This is a genomic window from Polaromonas sp. P1_F1 (assembly GCF_056405795.1).
This window is the reverse complement of sequence record NZ_JBFUBJ010000003.1, coordinates 372,944-394,605: the sequence shown is the minus strand read 5'-3', so window position 1 is coordinate 394,605 and position 21,662 is coordinate 372,944. Positions and strand designations below refer to the sequence as shown.

The window sequence follows — 21,662 nt, the reverse complement described above, 5'->3', positions numbered from 1 at the left end:
TTGAGGTTGGCGTGACATCACTGGGCCCGGCCCGCCGCTTTTTTCCGGACGTCGCGCAGCACGGTCGCGAGGAAGTCCTGCACCGTGTCGACGCAGGCCAGGCCGTCGTGGGGAACGTTGTCGATCAGGTCCAGCGTGACGTTGACGCCGGCCTGCACAAAGGACTGGCGCAAGGTCTCCAGCCGCTCGGGGCGCGTGCGCCCCGCGTCATTGGCGCCGGCCATGTAGAACTTGCCGCCTTCGCGGTGGGTGATCTCCCAGGTTTCCATGTCGGCCTTGCCGGCCACCATGTGCACCGGCAAGGCTTTGAGGGCCGCAAGGTTCAGCGGTTTGCCGAAGCGTTTTTCGAAGTCGCGCACGCCCACCCACCAGTCCTGCTGGTGGTCGATGAGAGTCACCGAGCCTGGCGCGCCTATGGAGAGAGCCCAGAGGCGCTCGGGGTGCAGCAGGCCGAAGCGGTTGACGAACTGACCGCCGCCGGAATAGCCAAAGAGCGCGAACTTTGAAAAGTCGCAACCGAACTTGAGGGCTACCTCGTCGACCATGCTGAGCAGGATCTGGTCGTAGCGGATGTCGGCTTCGCGCAGGTGCTTGAAGCCGTCGCGGTTGCCGTCTCCCTGTGGGCCGGCCGGGAACAGCGGGCACAGCACGATGCAGTCGTTCCACTTGGCGAATGCGGCGAAGGCATCGCGGTATTCGGTGAAAGCGCGGCCGGTGCCGTGCACCACGACCACCAGCTGCATGGGCTGCCTGGACTCACCCAGGTGCGGCGGGGCATAGGTGCAATAGGAAAAGCGCGGGTCGGTGCGCGATGCAAATATCGTGCTGTGGCCCAGGTCGTAAATGGCTGCCGCCCGTTTCTCCCCAAATGAGAGTGGTGAAGCCGTGCCGGTATTCGCCAGGAGTGCATCAGACATAAATCATCGCCCCAAAAAACAAGCCATCCAAGCGGCCGGGCTGCTGCTGCAGAAGCCCGGAAAAGCCGCGCGTTTCGAGGGAGATGCGCCGTTGCGGCGGGAGACATGTGTCCGTCACACAACCCTGTTAAGGCGGATTGTTCTCCATCCGGTTTGAAAAATATATCTATATTATGTTTTGAGATGCTAAAGTTATTCTTTTGTATTGGGGCGGTGCGCGCATGAGCACGATCCGGTTTTTGAAGACCTTTCTGGTTGTCGCACAGGGCGGCTCGTTCGCCGCAGCGTCCGATCGCGTCGCGCTGACACAGGCCGCGGTGGGGCTGCAGATGCGCGCGCTGGAGACCGAGCTCAAGACCGTGCTTTTCGAGCGTTCGGGGCGCGGTGTGGTGCTTTCGGACGGGGGCCGCGCGCTGGTGGCGCATGCGGAAAAAATCGTCGGGTACTACGACGAGATGCGCGAAGGCCTGGACGGCGAGGGAGAGATCGCCGGCACCGTGACGGTGGGCTCCATCGTCACGGCGATGGGGCTGCTCTCAAACACCGTCGTCAGGATGAAGCCGCTCTACCCGCGTCTTAATGTGCGGCTGGTCATGCAGGAGTCCAGCGGCCTGGCGCGCAGTGTCAAGAGCGGTGAACTCGACGCGGCGGTCTTCGTCGACGACTCGCCGCAGGAGCGAAAGGGCATGCGCTGGACGCCGCTGTACACCGAGCCGCTGACAGTGGTCGCGAGCTCCCAGGCAGCGCCGCCGGGCACCGACTTCAAAAAACTGCTGCGTGAGCAACCCTTCCTGCGCTTTGACCGGCGCACGCCCAGCGGCATCCGCATAGAGCAGACCTTGCGCAAGCTGGGCCTGGTGCCGCAGGACTTTCTGGAGCTCAGCTCGCTCTCGGCCATCATCGACCTGGTGCGCCAGAACGTCGGCGTCACCATCGTGCCGCATGTCAAGAACGCCGACTGGGCCAACGATGCGCTTCTGCGTGTGCTGCCGCTGCCGGGCCGGCCACCGACACGGCTGATCGGCATGCTGGAGCAGGGCAAGCGCGAGCACATCACCTCGGTGATCCGGCAGCACCTGGTTCAACTGCTGACCGAGAAAAGTTCGGCGAGCATCGCAAGCCCCGCATCGGGTGGCCCCAAGTCCCGGCAGAAACTTGCGCAGCGGCACTGAACTTTTTTGCTACAGGCCTGTCAGACACCCTTTTAACGGAGGGAATCTCATGGCCTTTGCCCAAAACGACCAACTGACTTCACGCGCACTCTCGGTGCTTCGCATTGTTTCTGCTTATTTGCTTATTCAGCATGGCACAGCCAAGCTGCTGGGCTTTCCCCACGTGGCCTATTTCGACGGGCTGCAGGTGTTGTCGCTGATCGGCTTTGCCGGCATTCTGGAGCTCTTTGGCGGTGCGTTGCTGTTGATTGGGCTGTTCACGCGGCCTGTGGCGTTTGTGTTGTCGGGCTTGCTGGCATTTGCCTATTTCATTGGCCATGCGTCTAAAGGCTTTGTGGCGGCGCCGATGCTGAATGGCGGCGAGTCGGCCGTGTTGTTCTGCTTTGTGTTTTTGTTCTTTGCCGCTGCCGGCGGTGGTGCATGGAGCGTTGACGCGCTGCGTTCGCGGAAGTAAGCAAGACGCCAACCTCGGTGTAAAGCCGGTGCATCCTTTGCGGGTGCGCCGGCTTTTTCACGCCTCACACCTTATGCGGCGCTGTTGGCTGTCTGCCTGAGGGCAGGCGGGTCTGGCTTCGCCGTTTTCCGTGAAGTCAGCAGGCACAGCGCGGGTGCCAGGGCGAACACGGCGAAAAGCCACTGAGCCGCGCCCGCCGTTCCGGGTACACCACCGGGGTTGGTCAGGCCCCCGAGGTTGGCGACCATGCCGGCCAGGGCGGCGCCCATGGCGGTGGCAAACAGCTCTACCGTCATGATGGAAGAGGCAGCCAGGTCTTCTTCGCCAGATGGCGCAATCTGCAGCACACGCGTGCTCAGGTGCGGCCAGGCGATACCGACGGCAAAACCCACAGCCACCATGGCGGCGCAGATTGGCGCCAGCACGGGCCAGCCGCCATTACTGGGTGCGGGCATCAGCACTGCCATGCCCACCAGGCCCGCCAGTGCCAGCACTGGTGCAACGCGGATGGCCAGGCTGGCCCGGGTGCCGGTGGCGCTTGAGCTGATGAGTGAGCCCAGCGTCCAGCCTGCCGACATGATGGCGGCGAGGTAGCCTGAGACAAGCGGTGTCTGGGCATGCAGGACCTGAAAAAACAAGGGTGAAAAAATCTCCGTGCTGGTGACCGTCATGCCCAGCAGCCCCATGGCGAGGTAAAGGGCGCCCAGCACTCCGGGGCGAAACGCATCCTGCGGCAGCAGGCGGTTGGCGGCGCGCTTGTCGACGATGACCAGCAAGGCGCTGAGCGCAACCGCTGCACCCACACCGGCCGCATTCCACATGACTTGTGTGCTGACGCTGCCAGCTGAAACGGCGAAGACCGCACCGGCCAGCAGGAACAACTGCATCCACGGCACGGATGTCGGCGGGCTGCTGGCCGTGTTGTGCCGGGGAATCACGCAGACGGCGAGCACGGTGAACAGTGCCGCTGCGGGAATAAGCGCGCCAAACGCCCATCGCCAGGCATCCATCTGGGCAAACACGCCCCCTATGGCCGGCCCGACCAGGGTGGCCACGCCCCACATGCCCGACAACAGGCCGATGGCCCTGGACCACAAGGCTTCGTCGTACAGCAGGCGGATCATCGCGTAGGGCAGGGCCAGCAACAGCCCGCCGCCAAAGCCTTGCACCACACGACCGGCCAGCATGACGGGCATGGAAGGCGCCAGCGAGCAGGCGAGCGAGCCCACAGCAAAGATCGCAGCGCCGAGCACATAGGCAAAGCGCGGCCCGAGCTTGCCCAGCACCTGCGTCGCCATGGCGGCGCTGATGATGGAGGCCACTACAAAGAGGGCGGTGTTCCAGGCGTAGAACTCCAGCCCGCCAATGTCGCGCACGACGGACGGCAGGATGGTGGTGCCGATGTAGAGGTTGATGGCATGCAGCGCGACGCCGCCGACCAGCGCCAGCGTGCGGATGGCGTTGACGCCGGTCAGCAGAGCCATCCAGCCTGTGGGAGCGGTGCCTGATGTGTTGCTTGAGGTGCTGTTCATTCCAGCGCCTCGGGCCCGAAGGCCAGCCCGTCGAGCTTGTCCGGGTTGCGCATGATGAAGATGTTGTTGGCCTTGCCGTCGTCGTTGTAGGCGAAGGTGATGGCGGCGGCGATCTCGCCGGTGCTCGACCGCAGCTGGATGGCGCGGCCGCCGTTGATCTCGCAGGGCACCCATTCGTAGTGGGCCCAGTAGCGGGCCAGTTGCGTCGTCAGCAGGGTGAGCACGCTGCCCTTGCCCTGGAAGATGCCTTCAACCGAGCTGACCTTGCCGCCGCTGTCGGTGCTCAGTGCGATGTCGTCCGAGAGCAGGCTGGCGAGCGATTCGGTGCTGCCGGCGGTGATGGCTTCGCGAAAAGCGGTGAGCAGGTCGTCCTGCACCTTGGGCGGTGTTACGTGCCGGACTTTTCCCTGGGCGATGCTGGTGCTGGCGCGCGAGACCAGCTTGCGGCAGGCAGCTTCTTCCATGTCCAGCATCTCGGCCACTTCGGCGTAAGGTGTCTCAAAAATCTCATGCAGCAGGTAGGCAGCGCGCTCTTTGGGCGTGAGGCGTTCGAGCAGCAGCAAAAAGGCCATGCTCAGCGATGAGGCCAGCAGGGCATGTGTTTCGGGCGTGTCTTCGGTTTGCGTGTGGATGGGTTCGGGCAGCCAGGTGCCGACATAGTCGACCCGGCTGCGCTGGGCGTCGCGCAGCATGTCGATGCAGTGGCGCGTGCAGATGGCGGTGAGCCAGGCAGCCGGCGTGGCGATGCTCGCGTAGTCGGCCGCCAGCCATTTGATGAAGACGTCCTGCACGGCGTCTTCGGCATCAGCCCGTGAACCGAGGATGCGGTAGGCCAGGCCAAACAAATGCCTGCGCCTTTCTTCAAACACGGCGGTGGGGTCGATGTTTTGCATTGCGCGCGCCTTGCCTTGCTTTGCTCAGTGTGCCGAGACCTGGATGCGGTTCCAGAGGTTGATCATGCCGATGGTAGCGGTCAGCGCGCCGATTTCCTTGTCGCTGAACGATTGGCGCAGGCGACCGCGCAGGCTGGCGTAGTCGGTCTTGTGGTCTAGCGTGGTCAGTGCTTCCGTCCAGGCCAGTGCCGCTTTCTCGGCTTCGCTGAAGTCGTTGACGTGGGCCCAGACGACGAGGCGGTCCAGTCTGTCCTGGGTTTCACCGTCTTCACGGGCTTCGCGCAGGTGCATCTTCACGCAGAAGGCGCAGCCGTTGATCTGCGAGGCGCGCAGGTGAATCAGGTGGTGCAGTTTTTTGTCCAGGCCCTGGGCGCCAATGGTTTCACTGACCTTGAGCAAGGCGGGGTAAACGTCGGGAATCGCGAGGTCAATACGGACGGGGGCGGTGTTGGCGGCGGTGTTAGCGGTAGGGGCAGTCATGGTGTTTCCTTTAAAAAAGAGTTTAAAAGTTGGGTGTCACACCGTATTGACGATTGAGCTTTGCCGTTTGTGACGCGCCTCTTCCAAAAAAGACAAAAAAGACAAAAAAGATGAAATAAATGAAAAATCGCCTGATCCCCAAAGGAATACAGGCGATAGCGGGCAAACGCCTGTGCGCTCTAGCGTGGCGTGTTCAACAAGGTGTTCATCGCCGAATAGTCCAGCTTGGGGCCGAGCAACGGCGACAGGTCCTGTTTCAGCAAGGCTTCAACGCTGGTTCGGGCGTGTTCATAAGCCACCTGGAAAGGCGCCGGCCCTACGCTGACGCGCCGCACACCGGCGGCCTGCAAGTCGGCAATGGCCGGCAGCCCGGGCATGGCCATCAGGTTCAGCGGCAGGCTGACGGCTTCGCAGATTTCCCGCACGTCAGGCAAGGCCGTGAGGCCGGGCACAAAGGAGCCGTCTGCCCCGGCTTGCTGGTACAGCTTGAGGCGGGTGATGCTGGCCTGGGCCGGTGTGCCTTCGACTTTCAGCTTGCGCAGGTAGACATCGGTGCGGGCGTTGATAAACAGTGATGCGCCTTTGAGCGCTGCACGGATGGCGCGGATTTTTTCCGCCAGTAGCTCGGGCGCACCGCTGCTGTCTTCGAGGTTGATGCCCGCCGCACCTACGGCGACCAGCTCGGCGGCCAGGCGGCCCACCTCGGCGGGGCTTTCGCTGTAGCCGTCTTCCATGTCGACGGTCAGCGGCAGGCTCAAGACGCGGGTGATGCGGGCGACGGCATCGAGCAACTCGTCGGGCGGCAAGGCGCCGCCGTCGGCATAGCCGCAGGCCCAGGCGAGCGATGCGCTGCTGGTGGCCACGGCTTTGGCGCCGGAACCCTCAAAGATTTTGGCGCTGGCAGCGTCCCAGGCATTGGGCAGCAGCAAAACGCCGTGGGGCGCCTGGTGAAGTTGGGCGAAATGTTGGTGGTGAAGGACTTGCATGGCGGCTCCGTCGTTGTTGGTGTGATTGGAGAATCGAGGCGCACAGCTTAGCAAGCCGGGCTGAAGCGGTTGGCCGTTTCCGGACCTTTCCTGCCCTATTTACTTCAGGTTACGGGTTGCGAAATTCCACCTCAAAACGGGCCAGGCCCGCGTAGTCAAACTGCGTGCGCTTTCCGAGGGGCAACGTCAGTACACCGGCATAGGAGCCGGTGATCACCGCTTGGCCGGCCAGCAGGCCGATGCCGCGTTCGCTCAGGAAATTGGCCAGCCAGTACAGCGGTGTGCGCGGGTCGCCGTTCGGGTGCGTGGCTTCGGCGGTTTGCGCCGGTTCCCCGGCGACTTGCCAGGTCAATTCAAATGCCGAGACATCGGGCCCGCCCAATTCAGGCCCCAGCCACAGGCCGTTGTTGACCACGCCGTCAGCCAGCAGTTCGGGAAAAGGCAGGCTGCTGTGGTCGGTGTAGCGGCTTGCGCAGATTTCCAGCGCGGCATGGACCGAGCCAATCGCCGCATCCACCTCGGTCTCGGTGTAGGCCTGCCCGCGCGAAGGCAGGTCTTTGGCCATCACAAAAGCCAGCTCTGGTTCAACCACCACGGCGGTGGCACCCAGGGGAAAGGGGACAGAGCAGATCGCTGCGCGGCAAAGGGCGGGCTGGTAAATGGGCGCGGCCACCAGCTTGCCGGGGCTGGGCGGTGAGGCCTTCCAGCCAGCCACCGGCTGGCCCAGCCGGCGGGTGACTTCCTGCTGTATCAGCCAGCCGTCTTCCAGGTCGACAGGGCGGCTGCTGCCGGGCAAGCGTGGGCCCGCCTTTCCCGTGGTTCGCCTTGCTATTAATTCGATAGCTGCTTGCGCAAGTTTTTCGGGGGCTAGAGGCATATTTCGCTTAAAAATCAGGGGTGTGAAGGTTTGGCTGCCTCCCGGGTGGCATGAAGGCAGTGTCCCGCAAGCGGGTGCGTTTCAGTGTAGCGGCGCTTGCCTGGGGCCGAGACGTGTGCGTGCGCTTTTCCTCAACCCTCAGCGGGGTGATTGGGCGCCTCGTACTTCCTTGTACTATTGACAGCTTCATACGCTTTTGTGTGCTGCCCTTCCCGTTCTTCCCTTCCAACATCATGAAAAACTCCCTGAGCCCTGCTTCCACCCTGCCTGTTGACGCCGCTGATGCCTTGCTGGTGGGGCGTGTCTGGATAGAAGGCACTGGCCCGGTGCTGGCCTTGGTCACACCCGACGGCGTGTACGACCTTTCCAGCGTCGCGCCGACCGCCAGCCAACTGCTGGAATTGCCGGGTGTCGCCAAGGTTGTGCGGGCCGCTGCGGCGAAGCTGCCGCGGCTGGCGGGCACGGCCGAAGTGCTGGCTAATTCCGCGGAGGATGCGCATGACACCAGGCTGCCCTGGCTGTTGGCGCCATGCGACCTGCAGGCGCTGAAAGCCTCGGGTGTGACGTTTGTCGAATCGATGCTGGAGCGCGTGATTGAAGAACAGGCGGGCGGCGACGCCAGCAAGGCCGATGGAGCGCGCAAGGCGGTGATCGCCGTGATCGGCGAGAACCTGGGCAGCATCAAGCCCGGTTCGCCCGAAGCGGCCCAGCTCAAAGATGTGCTGATCGCCCAGGGCATGTGGTCGCAGTACCTGGAAGTGGGCATCGGCCCCGACGCGGAAATCTTTACCAAGAGCCAGCCGATGAGCGCGGTGGGCACGGGCGCCGAAGTGGGCATACACCCTGGCAGCGACTGGAACAACCCCGAACCTGAAGTCGTGCTGGCCGTGAACTCGCGCGGCGAGACGGTTGGCGCCGCGTTGGGCAACGACGTGAACCTGCGCGACTTTGAAGGCCGCAGCGCACTGCTGCTGGGCAAAGCCAAAGACAACAACGCATCGTGCGCGATCGGCCCTTTCATCCGCCTGCTCGACGAGCGCTTCACCATCGACCATGTGCGCAGCAGCGACCTGAGCATCACCGTGACGGGGCCTGAAGGCTTTGTGATGAAGGGCGGCAGCTCGTTGAAGAAGATCAGCCGCGACCCGCTGGACCTGGTGGCGCAAGCCATTGGCGCCAACCACCAGTACCCCGACGGTTTCATGCTCTTCCTGGGCACCATGTTTGCCCCCACGCAAGACCGGCACGGCCCGGGCCAGGGCTTTACCCACGTGGTGGGTGATGTGGTGACGGTGGCCACGCCGCAGCTGGGCAGCCTGGTGAACCGGGTCACGACTTCCGACAAGGCTGCGCCGTGGACCTTCGGCATTTCGGCGCTGATGAAAAGCCTGGCCAAGCGCAAGCTGCCGTAAAAAAGGAGAGGGCGGATGCATACCTCTGCATTGGTGCTGTTTTCCGGCGGCCAGGATTCGACCACCTGCCTGGCGCAGGCGTTGTCGAAATACGAACGTGTCGAGACGGTGGCTTTTGACTACGGCCAGCGCCACAAGGTAGAGCTGGAAGCGCGGCTCAATGTGCTGCGCGAAATCAAACAGCAGTTCCCACAGTGGGCCCACAAGATCGGTGAAGACCACCTGCTGGACCTGGCGGTGCTCGGGCAGGTCAGCGACACCTCATTGACGCGCGACGTGGCCTTCAAGATGGAAAGCTCGGGCCTGCCCAACACTTTTGTGCCGGGGCGCAACCTGCTGTTCCTCACGCTCGCAGCGGCGCTGGCTTACCGGCGAGATTTGCAGGTGCTGGTCACCGGCGTTTGCGAAACCGATTTTTCAGGCTACCCCGATTGCCGCGACGACACCATCAAGGCCATGCAGCTGGCGCTGTCGCTGGGCATGGACAAACGCTTTCTGATCGAGACGCCGTTGATGTGGATCGACAAGGCCGACACCTGGCGGCTGGCGCATGACATCGGTGAAAAATCAGGCGAGCCCAACGGCGGTGAAGCGCTGGTGAACCTGATCGTGGAACACACGCACACATGCTACCTCGGTGATCGTGTGCACCGGCATGCCTGGGGCTATGGCTGCGGCACCTGCCCGGCCTGCGAATTGCGGGCCAGAGGTTTCGCAGGCTATGTGGACGGGCTTTCGAAACCGTAGTCGCGTTCTACCTTTGCGATTCGGGTCTTGTAATGCGTGTACCAGTCGCTGCGACCCGTTTGCTGCGCCACCAGGTGCTCGGCATTCATTTTCCAGGTCTTGATGGACGCCAGGTCTTGCCAATAGCTCACCGTGATGCCCAGGCCTTCGCGGGCTGATTCGACGCCCAGAAAGCCCGGTTGCTGCGTGGCCAGCGCCACCATGCGGTCGGCCATGTCGCCGTAGCCCTTGTCGCCTTCGGTTCGTAATGACGTGAAGATCACGGCGTAGTAAGGGGCTGGGGGTGTGGCTGCAATCACAAAAATACTCCGTGGTTGGTGGCTAAAAAATGCCGCTAGCTTCTGCCGGGTGGCTCGACGATGCTGCGGGTGACAAGCGGGGGTTCTTCACCCAGGTGAAATCCGAGTTTGCGTTCGCGCAGCGCCACGTCGCTGGCCGTCACGCGGTCAAAGCGGCGCAGGTGCTCGGTCCATGACTCGTCAATGATCTGCTCGATGTAATGGCCGGGCTTGTTGACGTCGCGCAGCAGTTCCCACTCAAGTGCACCCTGGCGCAGGCGGCTGCGGCGGCTTTCCTGCATCAGCGCGCGAAAATCGTCGGCGCGCGCCATGTCTATCTGGTAGTGAATCCTCACCACCACGCGGCCTGCACCGGGTGGCTCTTCGGCCACCGGCGCCTTGAACTGGCGCGACGGGGTCAGGTCTTCTTCAATGCTGAGGTCCGACACGAGGTACTGCGCCACCATCATCACGATCGAGCCGCTGGCGGCGGCCATCAGCAGGCCGGTGGACACGCTGGTGAGGCCCGCCACATGGCCCCAGAGCGCCGCACCCGCTGCGCTGGCGCCCATGATGGCCATCTGGTACATCGACATGCCGCGCGCGCGCACCCAGTCGGGCAATGACAGCTGGGCCGACACGCTGAGCGAATTGGCACAGGTGATCCAGGCCATGCCGTTGAGCAGCATGGCGGGCACGGCCACATACACATTGGGCGCGAAGGCCATGGCGGCGGTGGACGCCGTCTGCAGCAGTGTGGAGCGCATCACCAGCACATCGCGCGGCATCATCTGGCGCAGCCGCGCCAGGTTCAGCGCCGCGATGATGGCGCCCGTTCCCATGGACGCCAGCAGCAGCGTGAAGGTGCCGGCGTCGCCGCCGTGCAGGCCGCGCGCCACCAGCGGCAGCAAAGCCAGCAGGGCGGTGGAGTGAAAAAAGAAAATCGCTACGCGCAGCAGCACCGCACGCAGGCGCGCCGACTGGCTCACAAACTGCAGGCCGACGCGCATGGCGCTGACCAGGCGCTCGCGCCCCAGCGGGCTGGGCGCGTGGTCGCGCCGCCAGCGCATGATGACAAAGCCCGAAATGACCGACAGCACGGCGTTGAGCACAAACACGTATTCGGTGCCGGCCCCGGCAATCAAAGCGCCGGCGACCAGCGGGCCGACGATGCGCGAGGCGTTCATCGAAACACCGTTGAGCGCCAGCGCGGCGGGCAACTGCACGCGGGGAACCAGCTCCGGCACGATGGCGGCAAACACCGGCCAGCGCATGGCCAGGCCCACGCCGTTGGCAAAGGTCAGCGCCAGCAGCAGGGGCGGCGTCATGACATCCGAGATCACGGCGATGCACAGCAGCGTGGCCACCACCGCCACCCAGAACTGCGTCATGATGAAGTAGCGGCGCCTGTCCAGGATGTCGGCCAGTGCGCCGCTGGGCAGCCCCAGCAAAAACACCGGCAGCGTGGAGGCCGACTGCACCAGCGCCACCCAGAGGGGCGAGGTGGTCATCGAGGTCATCATCCAGGCGGCCGCCACATCGTTCATCCACATGCAGATGTTGGCGACCAGCCAGGTGCTCCACAGCATGCGGAACACGGGGCGCTTGATGGGCGCCCAGGCGGAGAGGGATTCAGCCGTTACCGGCTCGGGGGTTCTTGCGGCTTCCTCGGGCATTCAGGGCGCTTCCTGTGCGGCACGCTGGTTCAGCGTGAACAGCGCGGGTGAGCCTTCGGGCAGCTTTTCGAAAGCCCAGGTCTTGTTGTGAAAGGCCGCCACGTTGGGCCGATGGGCGATCGAGATGATCGCGCCTCCCGATGTTTTGACGAGCGCCAGCAAACGTTCATACAGCGTTTTTTCAGCCGCCTCATCGAGCGCGCTGGTGGCTTCGTCCGCAAAAATCCATTTGGGTTTCTTCAGCAATACCCGAGCGATGGAAAGGCGCTGCTGCTCCCCTCCCGAAAGCTTTTGGCTCCAGGCGTCTTCTTCGTCCAGCCGCGCGGCGAGTTCGGGCAGCAGGGCTTCGTTCAGGGCTTGCTTCAGCGCATCGTCGGTGTAGCTTGCCGCCAGTTCGGGGTAAGCCAGTGCATCGCGCAGGGAGCCGTTCGGGAAATACGGGCGCTGCGGGATGAACATGGCGTTTTCAGGTCGGGCGATACGGCCGGTGGCAAACGGCCAGATACCCGCCAAAGCGCGAAAAAGGGTGGACTTTCCGCTGCCGGAAGGACCCCTGAGCAGAATGTGGTCGCCGGCGTCGGCATGCAGTTCGACGCCTGTCAGGAGAACGGTTCCGGTCGGCAGGGCCAGATTGAGGTCGCTCGACGTGAGCGATGTGGACGCACTGGTGACCAGGCCGACGTTGTCTTTTGCCTGCGCAATCATGCTGTCTTCGAAGCTTGTCAGGCGATCTGTTGTCGCGCGCCAGCTGGCGAGATTGTCGTAGTTATCCACAAACCAGCTGAGTGAGTCCTGAACCTTGCCGAAGGTCGAGGAAATCTGAATCAGCTGGCCAAGCTGGATTGCTCCGCCGAAGAAGCGAGGTGCCGCAACAAGGAACGGAAAAATCAAGGCAGCCTGGCCGAAGAAGCTCTGGAACCAGATGAGTTTTTTGTTGGCGCGTATCAGGTTCAGGTAGTTCGCCAGCACCGTCGTGAAACGACCATCGAGCTGGCTGCGCTCCACCGCCTCGCCATGGTCCAGCGCAATGGATTCGCTGTATTCACGCGCCCGTACCATGTGGTGGCGAAAATTGGCTTCGTAGCGCTGCTGCAAGAAGTTGAGTTTGATCAGTGGCCGACCGATGTAATGCGCCAGCACGCTGCCGACCAGGCAATAGGCCACCGCGGCCCAGACCATGTAACCCGGTATGAAATAGCTGCTTCCGCCCAGGGTGAAGTCCAGCGGACCCGACTGAACCCAGAGAAGGCCGACAAAACTGACCAGCGTCACGACCGCATTGAGCAGGCCCATGCTCAGTTTGATCGTGGAGGTGGTGAAAGACTGCACGTCTTCCTGAATCCGCTGGTCCGGGTTGTCCGGGCTGGCGTTGATGTCGGTTGTCGCCGAATAACGCGCGAGCTCCATCTTGTAGAAGGCGTGGTGCGACAGCCAGCGGCGCAGGTAGTCGCGTGTCATCCAGGCGCGCCAGCGCATTTGCAGCAACTGGGTCAGGTAGAACTTGTAGACGGCGATGATGATCGCGCCAAAGGCCAGATAGCTGAACCGGCCCATCTGCTGCCAGAAGACGACCTGGTCGCGTTTTTCAAGTGCGTCATAAAACACGCGGTACCAGTCGTTGAACTGCACTGCCATGTAAACCGTGCCGAGGTTGAGCAGCACGATGGCCACCAGCAGCAGGCGAGCCTTCCATTTTTCTTCGGACCGGAAGTAAGGGGCGGCCAGTGCGGCTATCCGCCTGGCAAAAAGACTGAATGCGGTAAATTTTGCGAAAAGACTGGACGGATTCATGAAAGCCCTTTCGCGGCTCAGGAAAGCTGGTTGGAAACACCGCTGGCCACGTGGCCCGAGGGCACATGTTGCGAGGCGGAGTGCACGTGACCGGTCTGGTCGTCGAAGAAAAAGTCGGGCTCGAATTCGCGCAGGAACTCGCCTTTGGCGAGACCCCCCAGGAACATGGCTTCATCGACCTCGATGTTCCAGTCCATCAGCGTGCGGATGGCGCGTTCATGCGCGGGCGCGCTGCGGGCGGTGACCAGGGCGGTGCGTATGCGCATGTGCGAGGTGCCGACCTGCTGCAGGCGGTGCAGCGCTTCAAGCAGGGGTTTGAACGGGCCGGCCAGCAGCGGCTGTGTGGCCTTGTCGCGTTCGTGCTGCTGGAAGGCGGACAGGCCCTGCGCCTGGAAGACGCGCTCGGCTTCGTCCGAAAACAGCACCGCGTCACCGTCGAAGGCGATGCGCACTTCGTTGGGGTGCGCGTCGCTGGCACGCACTGAATGCGGATAGACCTGCGCAGCGGGCACGCCGGCCAGCAGGGCGTCGCGTACGTCGCTCAGATGGGCGGACAGGAAAAGATTGGCGTGCAGGGGCTTGAGGTAACGCCAGGGCGCCTCGCCACGGTTGAAAGTGCCTCGTTCTATCTTGAGGCCGTAGTGCTGGGCTGAGCGAAAAACCCGCATGCCGGAGACGGGGTCATTGCGCGAGAGGATCACGACTTCAACGCGCTGGGTGGGTGCTGTCGGGCTGGCCGCTTCCCCGGCGCTTTCGGGTACCTCGTTGAAGGCCAACAGCTTTTTGACCAGCGAAAACGCCACGCCAGGCTTGGCCGGCACGTCCAGCCGCTCGAGCTGCAGCTTCATATAGGCGGCATCCTTTTTGGCGCCTGGCACGGGCTCGGCCGTCATGCCGGTTTCAAAAACCTGGTTTTCTTCTTCAAAGTCAAACAGCGCGCGTGACGAGATCGCCACCACGAGCTGACCATCCAGAGTTGCTGCCATTTTTTGTACCTTATCCGGTTTTTAGGAGTGGGTTTGCAGTTCGAGTGTGCACCATTGGCCGTAGGCCGGAGCTTTTAGAGGCCAGTCGCTGGCGTGCATGATCTGACGCACGCCAAGGCCAATCAGTTCCACGGCGCGTATGACGCCCGCATGGGTAATCCACAGTGTGTCGGCCTGGCCTTGCAACTCGTCAAAGGCCGAAGCGACGCGTGCCATGACCTGGTGGGTGCTTTCGCCGCTGCCGCCCACGGCATATTGGGCAAAGCCGTCCGTCCAGGCCTGCAGTTCGGCGGGCGTGATGTCCTGCCAGGCGCGGCCTTCCCAGGCACCAAAGTCCATCTCCTGCAACCGCGGGTCGCTGGTGCAAGCCAGGTCGGGGCGCAGTTCGCGCAATGCTTGCGCCAGCTGCACGCATCGCTGCAAAGGGGAGTGGGCGACCCGTGTGCCGGCGGGAAGCAGCGTGGCTAGCGCTTGCGCGCATTCGGCGGTGGCCGCCGCATCGGCCGCTACGTCCTGCCGGCCGTAGCAAATGCCGGCTTCAACCAGCGGTGTTGCGTGGCGGGCCAGCCAGAGCTTCATGGCTTACTGACTGCCTTGGTCGGGCAGCGCCTGCAGGTCGGTGCAGGTGATCTGCTGCTCCTGCACGGGGACCGTGGTGGCGGTGGACGGAAGTGATGCGGTGATCATGGAGAGGGGCTGCTGCGGTGGCTGGAGAATGGCGGAGTGCACGCTGTGCGATCCGTGCGATAAGGAAGGGTCCGCCATGCCCCATGGTCTATTCTAGAGCGGCACAGGCGCCGGCGCGGCGAGCCTCTGCGCCACCGTGGGGCCATCTCTGGAACTGCTTGCAAGAACCGGCTATCTGTGACACCCCTCGCCGAACTTGCTGTGCCGTCAAGCCGCTAAGCGGCGTGCTGCAGCATCAGGTCAAGGTTCTGCACCGCCGCACCCGAGGCGCCTTTGCCCAGGTTGTCGAACACGGCGGCCAGAAGCACCTGCCCATGCTGCGGGTTGGCGAACACGGCCAGCCGCAGCAGGTTGGTGCCGTTGAGCGCCTGCGGGTCCAGGTGCTGCGTGGCCTGAACGTCCTTTTGCGCCATCACCTCCACGTGCACGGCGCCTTCGTAGTGCTGCTGTAGACAGGCTTGCAAGCGACCGGGAGTGACGCCCGCTGGCAACCGCCGCAACAGCAACGGGATCGTGAGCACGATGCCCTGGCGGAACGAGCCGTAAGCCGGCAGGAAGAAGGGCCGCTGTATCAGGCCTGCGTGTTTCTGGATCTCGGGGATGTGCTTGTGGGCCAGCCCCAGACCGTACACCTGGAACATGGGCGCATGCGATGCACCCGCACCTTCATGCGCATCCACCCGCGCGCGGCCGCCGCCGGAGTAGCCCGACACCGCATGGATCGCCAGCGGGTGGTCGGCGGGCACGAGGCCGGCCTTCACGAGTGGCAGCAGCAGGGCGATGGCGCCCGTGGGATAGCAGCCGGGGTTGGTGACGCGCCGCGCGTTGGCGATGCGCCGGGACTGTTCCGAGCCCATTTCCGGGAGTCCGTAGACCCACTGCGGATCCGTGCGGTGCGCGGAGCTGGCATCGATCACGCGCACGGCCGGGTTCACGATGGAGGCCGCTGCTTCGCGTGCAGGCCCGTCGGGCAGGCACAGCAGCGCGATATTGCAGGCATTAATGGCTTCTGCACGGCGCGCCGGGTCCTTACGGTCCTGCTCGGGCAGCGTGAGGAGGGTCAGGTCGTTGCGGCCCTGCAGGCGTTCGTGGATCTGCAGGCCGGTGGTGCCCTGATCGCCATCGATGAAGACAAGGGGTGCGCTCATGCGGTGCTCCTGGTGGGATGAATGGCTCGAGCCAAAGAAAGAAGAATGACGAATCTTCAGCGACACCTTAGAATTTGAAAAGTTGAATTTCATAAACATCAGCATCAGATTTACTGAACGTCATGCGCGAACTCAACCTGGACCGGCTGCGCACGCTGGTCACCATCGCACACCTGGGCTCGTTCGCCGAAGCCGCGCGCGTGCTGCATCTGGCGGCGCCCACGGTGAGCCTGCACGTAGCCGACCTGGAAGCGCTGTGTGGCGCCCCCCTGCTGGTGCGCAAGCGCGGTGAAGTGCGTCCCTCGGGCGTGGGCGAGGCACTGATTGAACGGGCGCGGCGCCTGTTGGCCGATGCGGACGAGGCAATGGATGTAGTTCAGCGGCAGGTGCAGGGGTTGGCGGGCCGTGTGCGGCTGGGCGCCTCCACGGGCGCGATTGCCCACTTGCTGCCGCAGGCCCTGGAGGTGCTGGGCCGGAATCATCCCGGCATCGACGTGCAGGTGGCAGTGCTCACTTCGCAGGACACCATGACGCGCCTGGCGAATGGATCGCTCGACGTGGGCCTGGTGGCGCTGCCGCAGGCGACGGTGCAAGGGGTGAAGGTGCAGCCCTGGCGTCGGGATCCGATGATGGCCTTCGTGCCGTCGCCCTGGGCTGTACCCCAGCGTGTTACGCCGAAGTGGTTGGCGGCTCAGCCCTTGATTCTTAACGATTTGGGCACCAGCCTGTCGCGGTTGACCGCTGAGTGGTTCGCGCTGGCGGGGGAGCACCCCAAGGCGCGCATCCAGCTCAACTACAACGACGCCATCAAGAGTCTGGTGGCCGCCGGTTACGGCGCCACGCTGCTGCCGCACGAGGCATCATCCACCACGCCGCTTGACCCGCGCATCCGCATGCTTCCGTTGCGCCCCGCGCTGTGGCGGTCGCTGGGGGTTGCGCACCGGATGGGCCCGGTGGAGCAGGCGACGCAGCATGTCCTGGACGTGCTGTGGCAACAGCGGCAGCCATGGTCATAGACTGATGGCCAGGCCCAGGTAAAAAGCGATTTCGCAAACCTGCTGGGTGGCACCCAGGCAATCGCCGGTGAATCCTTGCAGCCTGCGCTTGAAGAAGCGGCCCATCCACAGCAACGCCAGCACGGCGAAGCTGCAGGCCACGATGAGGTTCATGACGTCAAGCACGAAGGTAGCCAGGGCCAGCGCGGCGAGGCACCAGGAAAACCCCACCAGCAGGCTGCCGGGGGAGATCTGGTCGGCCAGAGGCTTGGATTTGGACAGGGCGGTGTCGCCCACGTGTGGCAGCAGGTAAATCAGCAGCAGCGGCAGGCCGCGCGACATGATGTGGCCTGTGCATAGCGCGGCACAGGCATACCAGCTGCCAAAGGGCGCCTCTTCCCAGTCACCCCAGCCGGCGGGCGCGCCTTCGACCGAGCCGAGGATGGCCAACAGCGAGACCTTGCACAGCAAGGCGAGCACCAGCGCCATGGCGCCAAAGGCACCCACGCGCGAATCCTTCATGATTTCGAGTGCGCGGCCCTTGTCGTGGCTGCCGCCCAGGCCGTCGGCTACATCGGCAAGGCCGTCTTCGTGGAAGCCGCCCGTCAGCAGCACGGTGGCGGCGGTGGAAAACGCCGCGGCCACCAGCGGCGAGAACGTGGTGTCGGGCAGAACTGCCTGAAACAGCGCGTACACGGCAGCGGCAAACAGGCCCACCAGAATGCCGACGCCGGGGAAGTGGCCGGCGCTGGCGCGCAGCAACTCGGGGCTGTAGCCCACCCAGGCCGCCAGACGCCCCGTGATGGGGATGCGCGTGAAGAACTGGACGGCGAGCAGGAACTCGCGGACAAACAGGGTGATGGATGTCATGCGAGGCCCATGATGGTTTATGCGTCTTCCCGCCCGCTCACGCCGGCGGAGTCAAAGCTCGCCATTTCATTGAGAAAGCCGGCTGCAGATTGCACCAGGGGCCAGGCCAACAGCGCGCCCGTACCTTCGCCGAGGCGAAGGCCCAGCTCCAATAGCGGTTGGGCTTTCAGGTGCGCCAACAGCAGGCGATGGCCGTGCTCGTCGGAACGGTGGCAAAACACCATGTAGTTCTGCACCGCGGGAGCGAGCGAGCGGGCCACCAGTGCTGCCGCCCCGGCGATAAAGCCGTCGACCAGCACCACGCGGCGCTCGCTGGCGGCCTGCAACATGGCGCCGGCCATCATGGCGATTTCAAAACCGCCCAGGGCGGCCAATGCATCCAGAGGCTGCGTTGCGCCGGCGTGGCCTGCCAGCGCGCGCGCCAGCACGGCGCGCTTGCGTTGCAGTTGCTGGTCGTCCAGGCCGGTGCCGCGACCGGTGGCTTCGTCGATGCTGATGCCGGCAAGGCGTGCCAGCAGCAGGGCGGCAGGCGAGGTGTTGGCAATGCCCATTTCGCCAAACGCCACCACGTTGCCGGGCAGCGATTGCAGGATGTCCATGCCCGCGGTGAGTGCGGTGTGGGTTTGCAGTTGCGACATCGCGGGCCCGCTGCAGATGTTTTGGGTGCCGTGGGCGATCTTGCACTGCAGCAGCTGCGGGTGCGCGGGCAAGTCCGCCGCCACGCCGGCATCCACTACGTGCAGGGCAAAGCCGTGCTGGCGCGCGAAGACGTTGATGGCGGCGCCGCCGGCCAGCATGTTGCCGACCATCTGCACCGTGACATCCTGCGGAAAGGCCGAAACGCCTTCGGCGGCGATGCCGTGGTCGGCCGCGAAAACCACCATTTGGGGAGCTTGCAGCGTGACGTTCTCGCTCTGCTGGATCAGGCCCAGCTGTAGCGCCACACTTTCGAGCAGGCCGAGCGCGCCCTGCGGCTTGGTCTTGTGGTCGATCTTGTGCCGCAGCCTGGCCTCCAGCGGGAGGTCGGCAGTCGGCTCAATCGCGGGCAGGAGGAGGGGTGGAAAGTCGGGTGCGTTCATCGGTGATTTGTTTAAGGCAGGCGGGGCAGAAGCACGACAATGCGCTGCCTTCCGGTTGCGGAGTTCGTTCGGAGGGTACGGGCATGATGTGCGGCAGTTGCACGCACCAGCATTCAGCATCTCCTGCCGCCATGCCGCAGCGCAGGCCGGCGCCGCAGCGGGGGCACACCGAGGTGTCGGCCTGCGCTGCGGCGGGTGTTGGCGGGGGTGCGGCCTGTGGGCTCATGGCGGATGGGCTTGTCGGCTCTACGGTCAGTTTTGCGGTCAGCTCTGCAAGAACAGCCGGTAAACAGGGTTGGCGGTTTCCTCGACGTGAGGGTAGCCCAGCGTGTCCAGGAAATCCTTGAAGGCCTTGTTGTCGGCCTTGGGCACCTGCAGGCCGACCAGGATGCGGCCGTAGTCGGCGCCCTGGTTGCGGTAGTGAAAGAGGCTGATGTTCCAGCCCGGCCGCATGCTGGAGAGGAACTTCATCAGCGCGCCCGGCCGCTCGGGGAAGACGAAGCGCAGCAGGCGCTCGTCTTTGGACAGCGCACTGTGCCCGCCCACCATGTGGCGGATGTGTTCCTTGGCGAGCTCGTCGTGGGTGAGGTCCAGCGTCTTGAAGCCGTGGCGCGAGAAATTGGCGGCGATCTTGCTGCTCTCGCCCTTGGCCGACGTGGTCAAGCCCACAAAGACATGGGCTTTCGCGTCGTCGTTGATGCGATAGTTGAATTCCGTTACGCTGCGCGGCCCGCCGGGCAGCTCGCCAATCACTTCGCAAAAGCGCCGGAAGCTGCCGCGCTCTTCGGGAATCGTCACGGCGAACAGCGCTTCGCGCTCCTCGCCGACTTCGGCGCGCTCGGCGACGAAACGCAGGCGGTCGAAATTCATGTTGGCACCGCACAAGATGGCCGCGTAGGTTTCACCCTTGGTCTTGTGGGTGGCCACATACTGCTTGACAGCTGCCACGGCCATTGCGCCGGACGGCTCGACGATGCTGCGGGTGTCGACGAACACGTCCTTGATAGCGGCGCAGACGGCGTCGGTGTCGACGGTGATGAATTCATCGACCAGTTCGCGGCTGATACGGAAGGTTTCTTCACCCACCAGCTTGACGGCCGTGCCGTCGGCGAAGAGGCCGACGTCGCTCAGGGTCACGCGCTTTTTGGCGTTGACTGACTGCAGCATCGCGTCGGAGTCGTTCATCTGCACGCCGATGACTTTGATCTCGGGCCGCACCGCCTTGATGTAGTTGGCCACGCCGGAGATGAGCCCGCCGCCGCCGATGGCAACAAACACGGCGTCGAGCCGGCTGGAGCCGAGGCTTTGCAGCTGCATGAGGATTTCCATCGCGATCGTGCCCTGACCGGCGATGACGTCCGGGTCGTCAAACGGATGCACGAAAGTCAGGCCCTGCTTTTTCTCGAGCACCACGGCGTGGGCGTAGGCGTCGGAGTAGCTTTCTCCGTGCAGCACGACATTGCCGCCCCAGGCCCTGACGGCGTCGACCTTGAGCTGCGGTGTGGTGGTGGGCATGACGATGACGGCGCGTGTGCCGAGCTTTTGCGCGCTGAGTGCGACGCCTTGGGCATGGTTGCCGGCCGAGGCGCAAATCACGCCTTTTTTGAGCTGTTCGGGGCTCAGGTGAGCCATCTTGTTGTAGGCGCCCCGCAGCTTGAAGCTGAACACCGCCTGCTGGTCTTCGCGTTTGAGCAGCACGGTGTTTTTCAGGCGCAGGCTCAGGTTTTTGGCGGGCTCCAGCGCGGACTCCACTGCCACGTCATAAACCCGGGCTGTCAGGATCTTTTTCAGGTAGTCGGCTGGTTTCAGCGCGGGCTTCGACGTTTTGCCGGAAGGTTTCCCCGGAGCTTTGACTGCCTTGATGACTTTGGGAACAGGGCGGATGGCTTGTTTGGTGTGGGTTGGCATGTTTTTCTCGCAGCCTGACATCATAGTGGGCAAGAAAAAAGGCCCAGACTTTGCAGTCTGGGCCTGTAAATCCACCCTTAGAGGAGGTGGAGGAGACAACCGGTGCAAAAAGACCCTGAGTTGCCGGACAACTGATCTTGATGCGATGATTTCAGTATAGCGGGCCGATGTTGCGCTGCACAATATCTTGTGGCGTAAATTCGACATTTTTCACGGTTTAATCATAAATTTTATGCATGAGGAGAGAGATTCATGGAATGCACGGTGAGTTGGACGGGCCCGACGGCGGTCACAGGATCGCGCTCCGGAATGAGTTTTCTGGCTGAGACCGGCAGCGGCCACACCCTGGTGATGGACGGCGCGCCCGATGCCGACAAACCGGAAAACGGCGGCGTCAACCTGGCACCCCGGCCCATGGAAACCTTGCTGGCCGGGACCGGTGGCTGTACGGCCTACGACGTGGTGCTGATCCTCAAGCGTGGCCGCCAGGATGTTCGGGGTTGCTCGGTCAAATTGAGTGCCGAAAGGGCGCCTGTCGACCCCAAGGTGTTTACCAAAATCCACATGCATTTTGTCGTGACAGGCCGTGGCTTGGCCACCAGCGCAGTGGAACGCGCGGTCGCCATGAGTCACGACAAATACTGCTCGGCCACCATCATGCTGGCGAAAACAGCAGAGATCACGACCAGCTTCGAGGTCATCGAAGCTTGAGATTATTTTGGCCTCTGTCCCTTTGTAGATAAGCGCAAGCAGCTATTAAATTTATAGCAAGTG

22 protein-coding genes are annotated in these 21,662 nt (G+C 63.5%); 6 read left to right on the top strand and 16 right to left on the bottom strand.

The genetic code is table 11. From position 1 onward, the window contains the following. Positions 1-17: 17 nt before the first annotated feature. The gene (locus AC1DZE_RS11210) at positions 18-917 is read right to left on the bottom strand and encodes an alpha/beta hydrolase (protein ID WP_477700034.1); all 900 of its coding nucleotides are present in this window, start codon (positions 915-917) and stop codon (positions 18-20) included. A 221-nt stretch (positions 918-1,138) separates the two neighbouring features. On the opposite strand from AC1DZE_RS11210, the gene AC1DZE_RS11205 reads away from it, so the two are divergent. Continuing rightward, the gene (locus tag AC1DZE_RS11205) at positions 1,139-2,089 is read left to right on the top strand and encodes a LysR substrate-binding domain-containing protein (RefSeq protein ID WP_477669940.1); all 951 of its coding nucleotides are present in this window, start codon (positions 1,139-1,141) and stop codon (positions 2,087-2,089) included. Between the two features lie 49 nt (positions 2,090-2,138). After that, positions 2,139-2,543: a DoxX family protein gene (locus tag AC1DZE_RS11200; RefSeq protein WP_477669939.1), complete on the top strand. Its 405-nt coding sequence runs from the start codon at positions 2,139-2,141 to the stop codon at positions 2,541-2,543. Positions 2,544-2,614: 71 nt separating this feature from the next. Here AC1DZE_RS11200 and AC1DZE_RS11195 read toward each other — a convergent pair whose 3' ends face one another. From AC1DZE_RS11195 to AC1DZE_RS11175, 5 genes are all read right to left on the bottom strand, one after another. Further along, the gene (locus AC1DZE_RS11195) at positions 2,615-4,075 is read right to left on the bottom strand and encodes an MFS transporter (RefSeq protein ID WP_477669938.1); all 1,461 of its coding nucleotides are present in this window, start codon (positions 4,073-4,075) and stop codon (positions 2,615-2,617) included. Then, entirely contained in the window at positions 4,072-4,968 is an 897-nt protein-coding gene (locus AC1DZE_RS11190; protein WP_477669937.1) for a sigma-70 family RNA polymerase sigma factor, read from the bottom strand. The genes AC1DZE_RS11195 and AC1DZE_RS11190 overlap by 4 nt, the downstream gene beginning before the upstream one ends. A 24-nt stretch (positions 4,969-4,992) precedes the next feature. Further along, on the bottom strand, positions 4,993-5,448 hold the full coding sequence (locus AC1DZE_RS11185; RefSeq protein WP_477674256.1) for a carboxymuconolactone decarboxylase family protein: 456 nt from the start codon (positions 5,446-5,448) through the stop codon (positions 4,993-4,995). Between the two features lie 179 nt (positions 5,449-5,627). Then, complete coding sequence (locus AC1DZE_RS11180; RefSeq protein ID WP_477674255.1) at positions 5,628-6,434, bottom strand: isocitrate lyase/PEP mutase family protein; 807 nt, start codon at positions 6,432-6,434, stop codon at positions 5,628-5,630. Between the two features lie 109 nt (positions 6,435-6,543). Continuing rightward, on the bottom strand, positions 6,544-7,311 hold the full coding sequence (locus AC1DZE_RS11175) for a 2-keto-4-pentenoate hydratase (RefSeq protein ID WP_477700033.1): 768 nt from the start codon (positions 7,309-7,311) through the stop codon (positions 6,544-6,546). Between the two features lie 233 nt (positions 7,312-7,544). Here AC1DZE_RS11175 and AC1DZE_RS11170 point away from each other — a divergent pair, with 233 nt between their 5' ends. Both AC1DZE_RS11170 and queC read left to right on the top strand, forming a co-directional pair. After that, positions 7,545-8,723, top strand: coding sequence for a fumarylacetoacetate hydrolase family protein (locus AC1DZE_RS11170; protein ID WP_477672297.1), 1,179 nt, complete (start codon positions 7,545-7,547; stop codon positions 8,721-8,723). A 15-nt stretch (positions 8,724-8,738) separates the two neighbouring features. After that, the gene (queC, locus tag AC1DZE_RS11165) at positions 8,739-9,470 is read left to right on the top strand and encodes a 7-cyano-7-deazaguanine synthase QueC (RefSeq protein ID WP_477669932.1); all 732 of its coding nucleotides are present in this window, start codon (positions 8,739-8,741) and stop codon (positions 9,468-9,470) included. Here the strand turns inward: queC and AC1DZE_RS11160 are convergent. The 6 genes from AC1DZE_RS11160 to argC form a co-directional block, all read right to left on the bottom strand. Beyond that, complete coding sequence (locus AC1DZE_RS11160) at positions 9,443-9,769, bottom strand: antibiotic biosynthesis monooxygenase family protein (protein WP_477669931.1); 327 nt, start codon at positions 9,767-9,769, stop codon at positions 9,443-9,445. The genes queC and AC1DZE_RS11160 overlap by 28 nt on opposite strands. 35 nt (positions 9,770-9,804) lie before the next feature. Continuing rightward, positions 9,805-11,424, bottom strand: a complete 1,620-nt coding sequence (locus AC1DZE_RS11155) for an MFS transporter (RefSeq protein WP_477672296.1) — start codon at positions 11,422-11,424, stop codon at positions 9,805-9,807. Beyond that, positions 11,425-13,215 carry an ABC transporter ATP-binding protein/permease gene (locus AC1DZE_RS11150; protein WP_477672295.1) on the bottom strand — a complete coding sequence of 597 codons (1,791 nt, stop codon included), beginning with the start codon at positions 13,213-13,215 and terminating at the stop codon, positions 11,425-11,427. 17 nt (positions 13,216-13,232) lie between these two features. After that, positions 13,233-14,201: a 5'-nucleotidase gene (locus AC1DZE_RS11145; RefSeq protein WP_457282584.1), complete on the bottom strand. Its 969-nt coding sequence runs from the start codon at positions 14,199-14,201 to the stop codon at positions 13,233-13,235. A 21-nt stretch (positions 14,202-14,222) separates the two neighbouring features. Beyond that, positions 14,223-14,780 carry a histidine phosphatase family protein gene (locus AC1DZE_RS11140; RefSeq protein ID WP_477669928.1) on the bottom strand — a complete coding sequence of 186 codons (558 nt, stop codon included), beginning with the start codon at positions 14,778-14,780 and terminating at the stop codon, positions 14,223-14,225. A 323-nt stretch (positions 14,781-15,103) separates the two neighbouring features. Further along, the gene (gene argC, locus AC1DZE_RS11135) at positions 15,104-16,036 is read right to left on the bottom strand and encodes an N-acetyl-gamma-glutamyl-phosphate reductase (RefSeq protein ID WP_477669927.1); all 933 of its coding nucleotides are present in this window, start codon (positions 16,034-16,036) and stop codon (positions 15,104-15,106) included. 122 nt (positions 16,037-16,158) lie between these two features. On the opposite strand from argC, the gene AC1DZE_RS11130 reads away from it, so the two are divergent. Then, positions 16,159-17,052, top strand: a complete 894-nt coding sequence (locus AC1DZE_RS11130) for a LysR family transcriptional regulator (RefSeq protein WP_477700032.1) — start codon at positions 16,159-16,161, stop codon at positions 17,050-17,052. Here the strand turns inward: AC1DZE_RS11130 and AC1DZE_RS11125 are convergent. From AC1DZE_RS11125 to ilvA, 4 genes are all read right to left on the bottom strand, one after another. Next, positions 17,047-17,901, bottom strand: coding sequence for an adenosylcobinamide-GDP ribazoletransferase (locus AC1DZE_RS11125; protein WP_477669925.1), 855 nt, complete (start codon positions 17,899-17,901; stop codon positions 17,047-17,049). The two genes, AC1DZE_RS11130 and AC1DZE_RS11125, sit on opposite strands and share 6 nt — an antisense overlap. Before the next feature lie 17 nt (positions 17,902-17,918). Beyond that, positions 17,919-18,980 (bottom strand): nicotinate-nucleotide--dimethylbenzimidazole phosphoribosyltransferase, encoded by a 1,062-nt coding sequence (gene cobT / locus AC1DZE_RS11120; RefSeq protein ID WP_477672293.1) that lies wholly within the window; start codon positions 18,978-18,980, stop codon positions 17,919-17,921. Continuing rightward, positions 18,937-19,113 (bottom strand): cysteine-rich CWC family protein, encoded by a 177-nt coding sequence (locus AC1DZE_RS11115; protein ID WP_477670211.1) that lies wholly within the window; start codon positions 19,111-19,113, stop codon positions 18,937-18,939. Before AC1DZE_RS11115 ends, cobT begins: the two co-directional genes overlap by 44 nt. A gap of 131 nt (positions 19,114-19,244) precedes the next feature. Further along, positions 19,245-20,888, bottom strand: a complete 1,644-nt coding sequence (gene ilvA / locus AC1DZE_RS11110) for a threonine ammonia-lyase, biosynthetic (RefSeq protein ID WP_477700031.1) — start codon at positions 20,886-20,888, stop codon at positions 19,245-19,247. Between the two features lie 252 nt (positions 20,889-21,140). Between ilvA and AC1DZE_RS11105 the strand changes: the two genes are divergently transcribed. Further along, the gene (locus AC1DZE_RS11105) at positions 21,141-21,599 is read left to right on the top strand and encodes an OsmC family protein (protein WP_477674318.1); all 459 of its coding nucleotides are present in this window, start codon (positions 21,141-21,143) and stop codon (positions 21,597-21,599) included. Positions 21,600-21,662 lie beyond the last annotated feature (63 nt).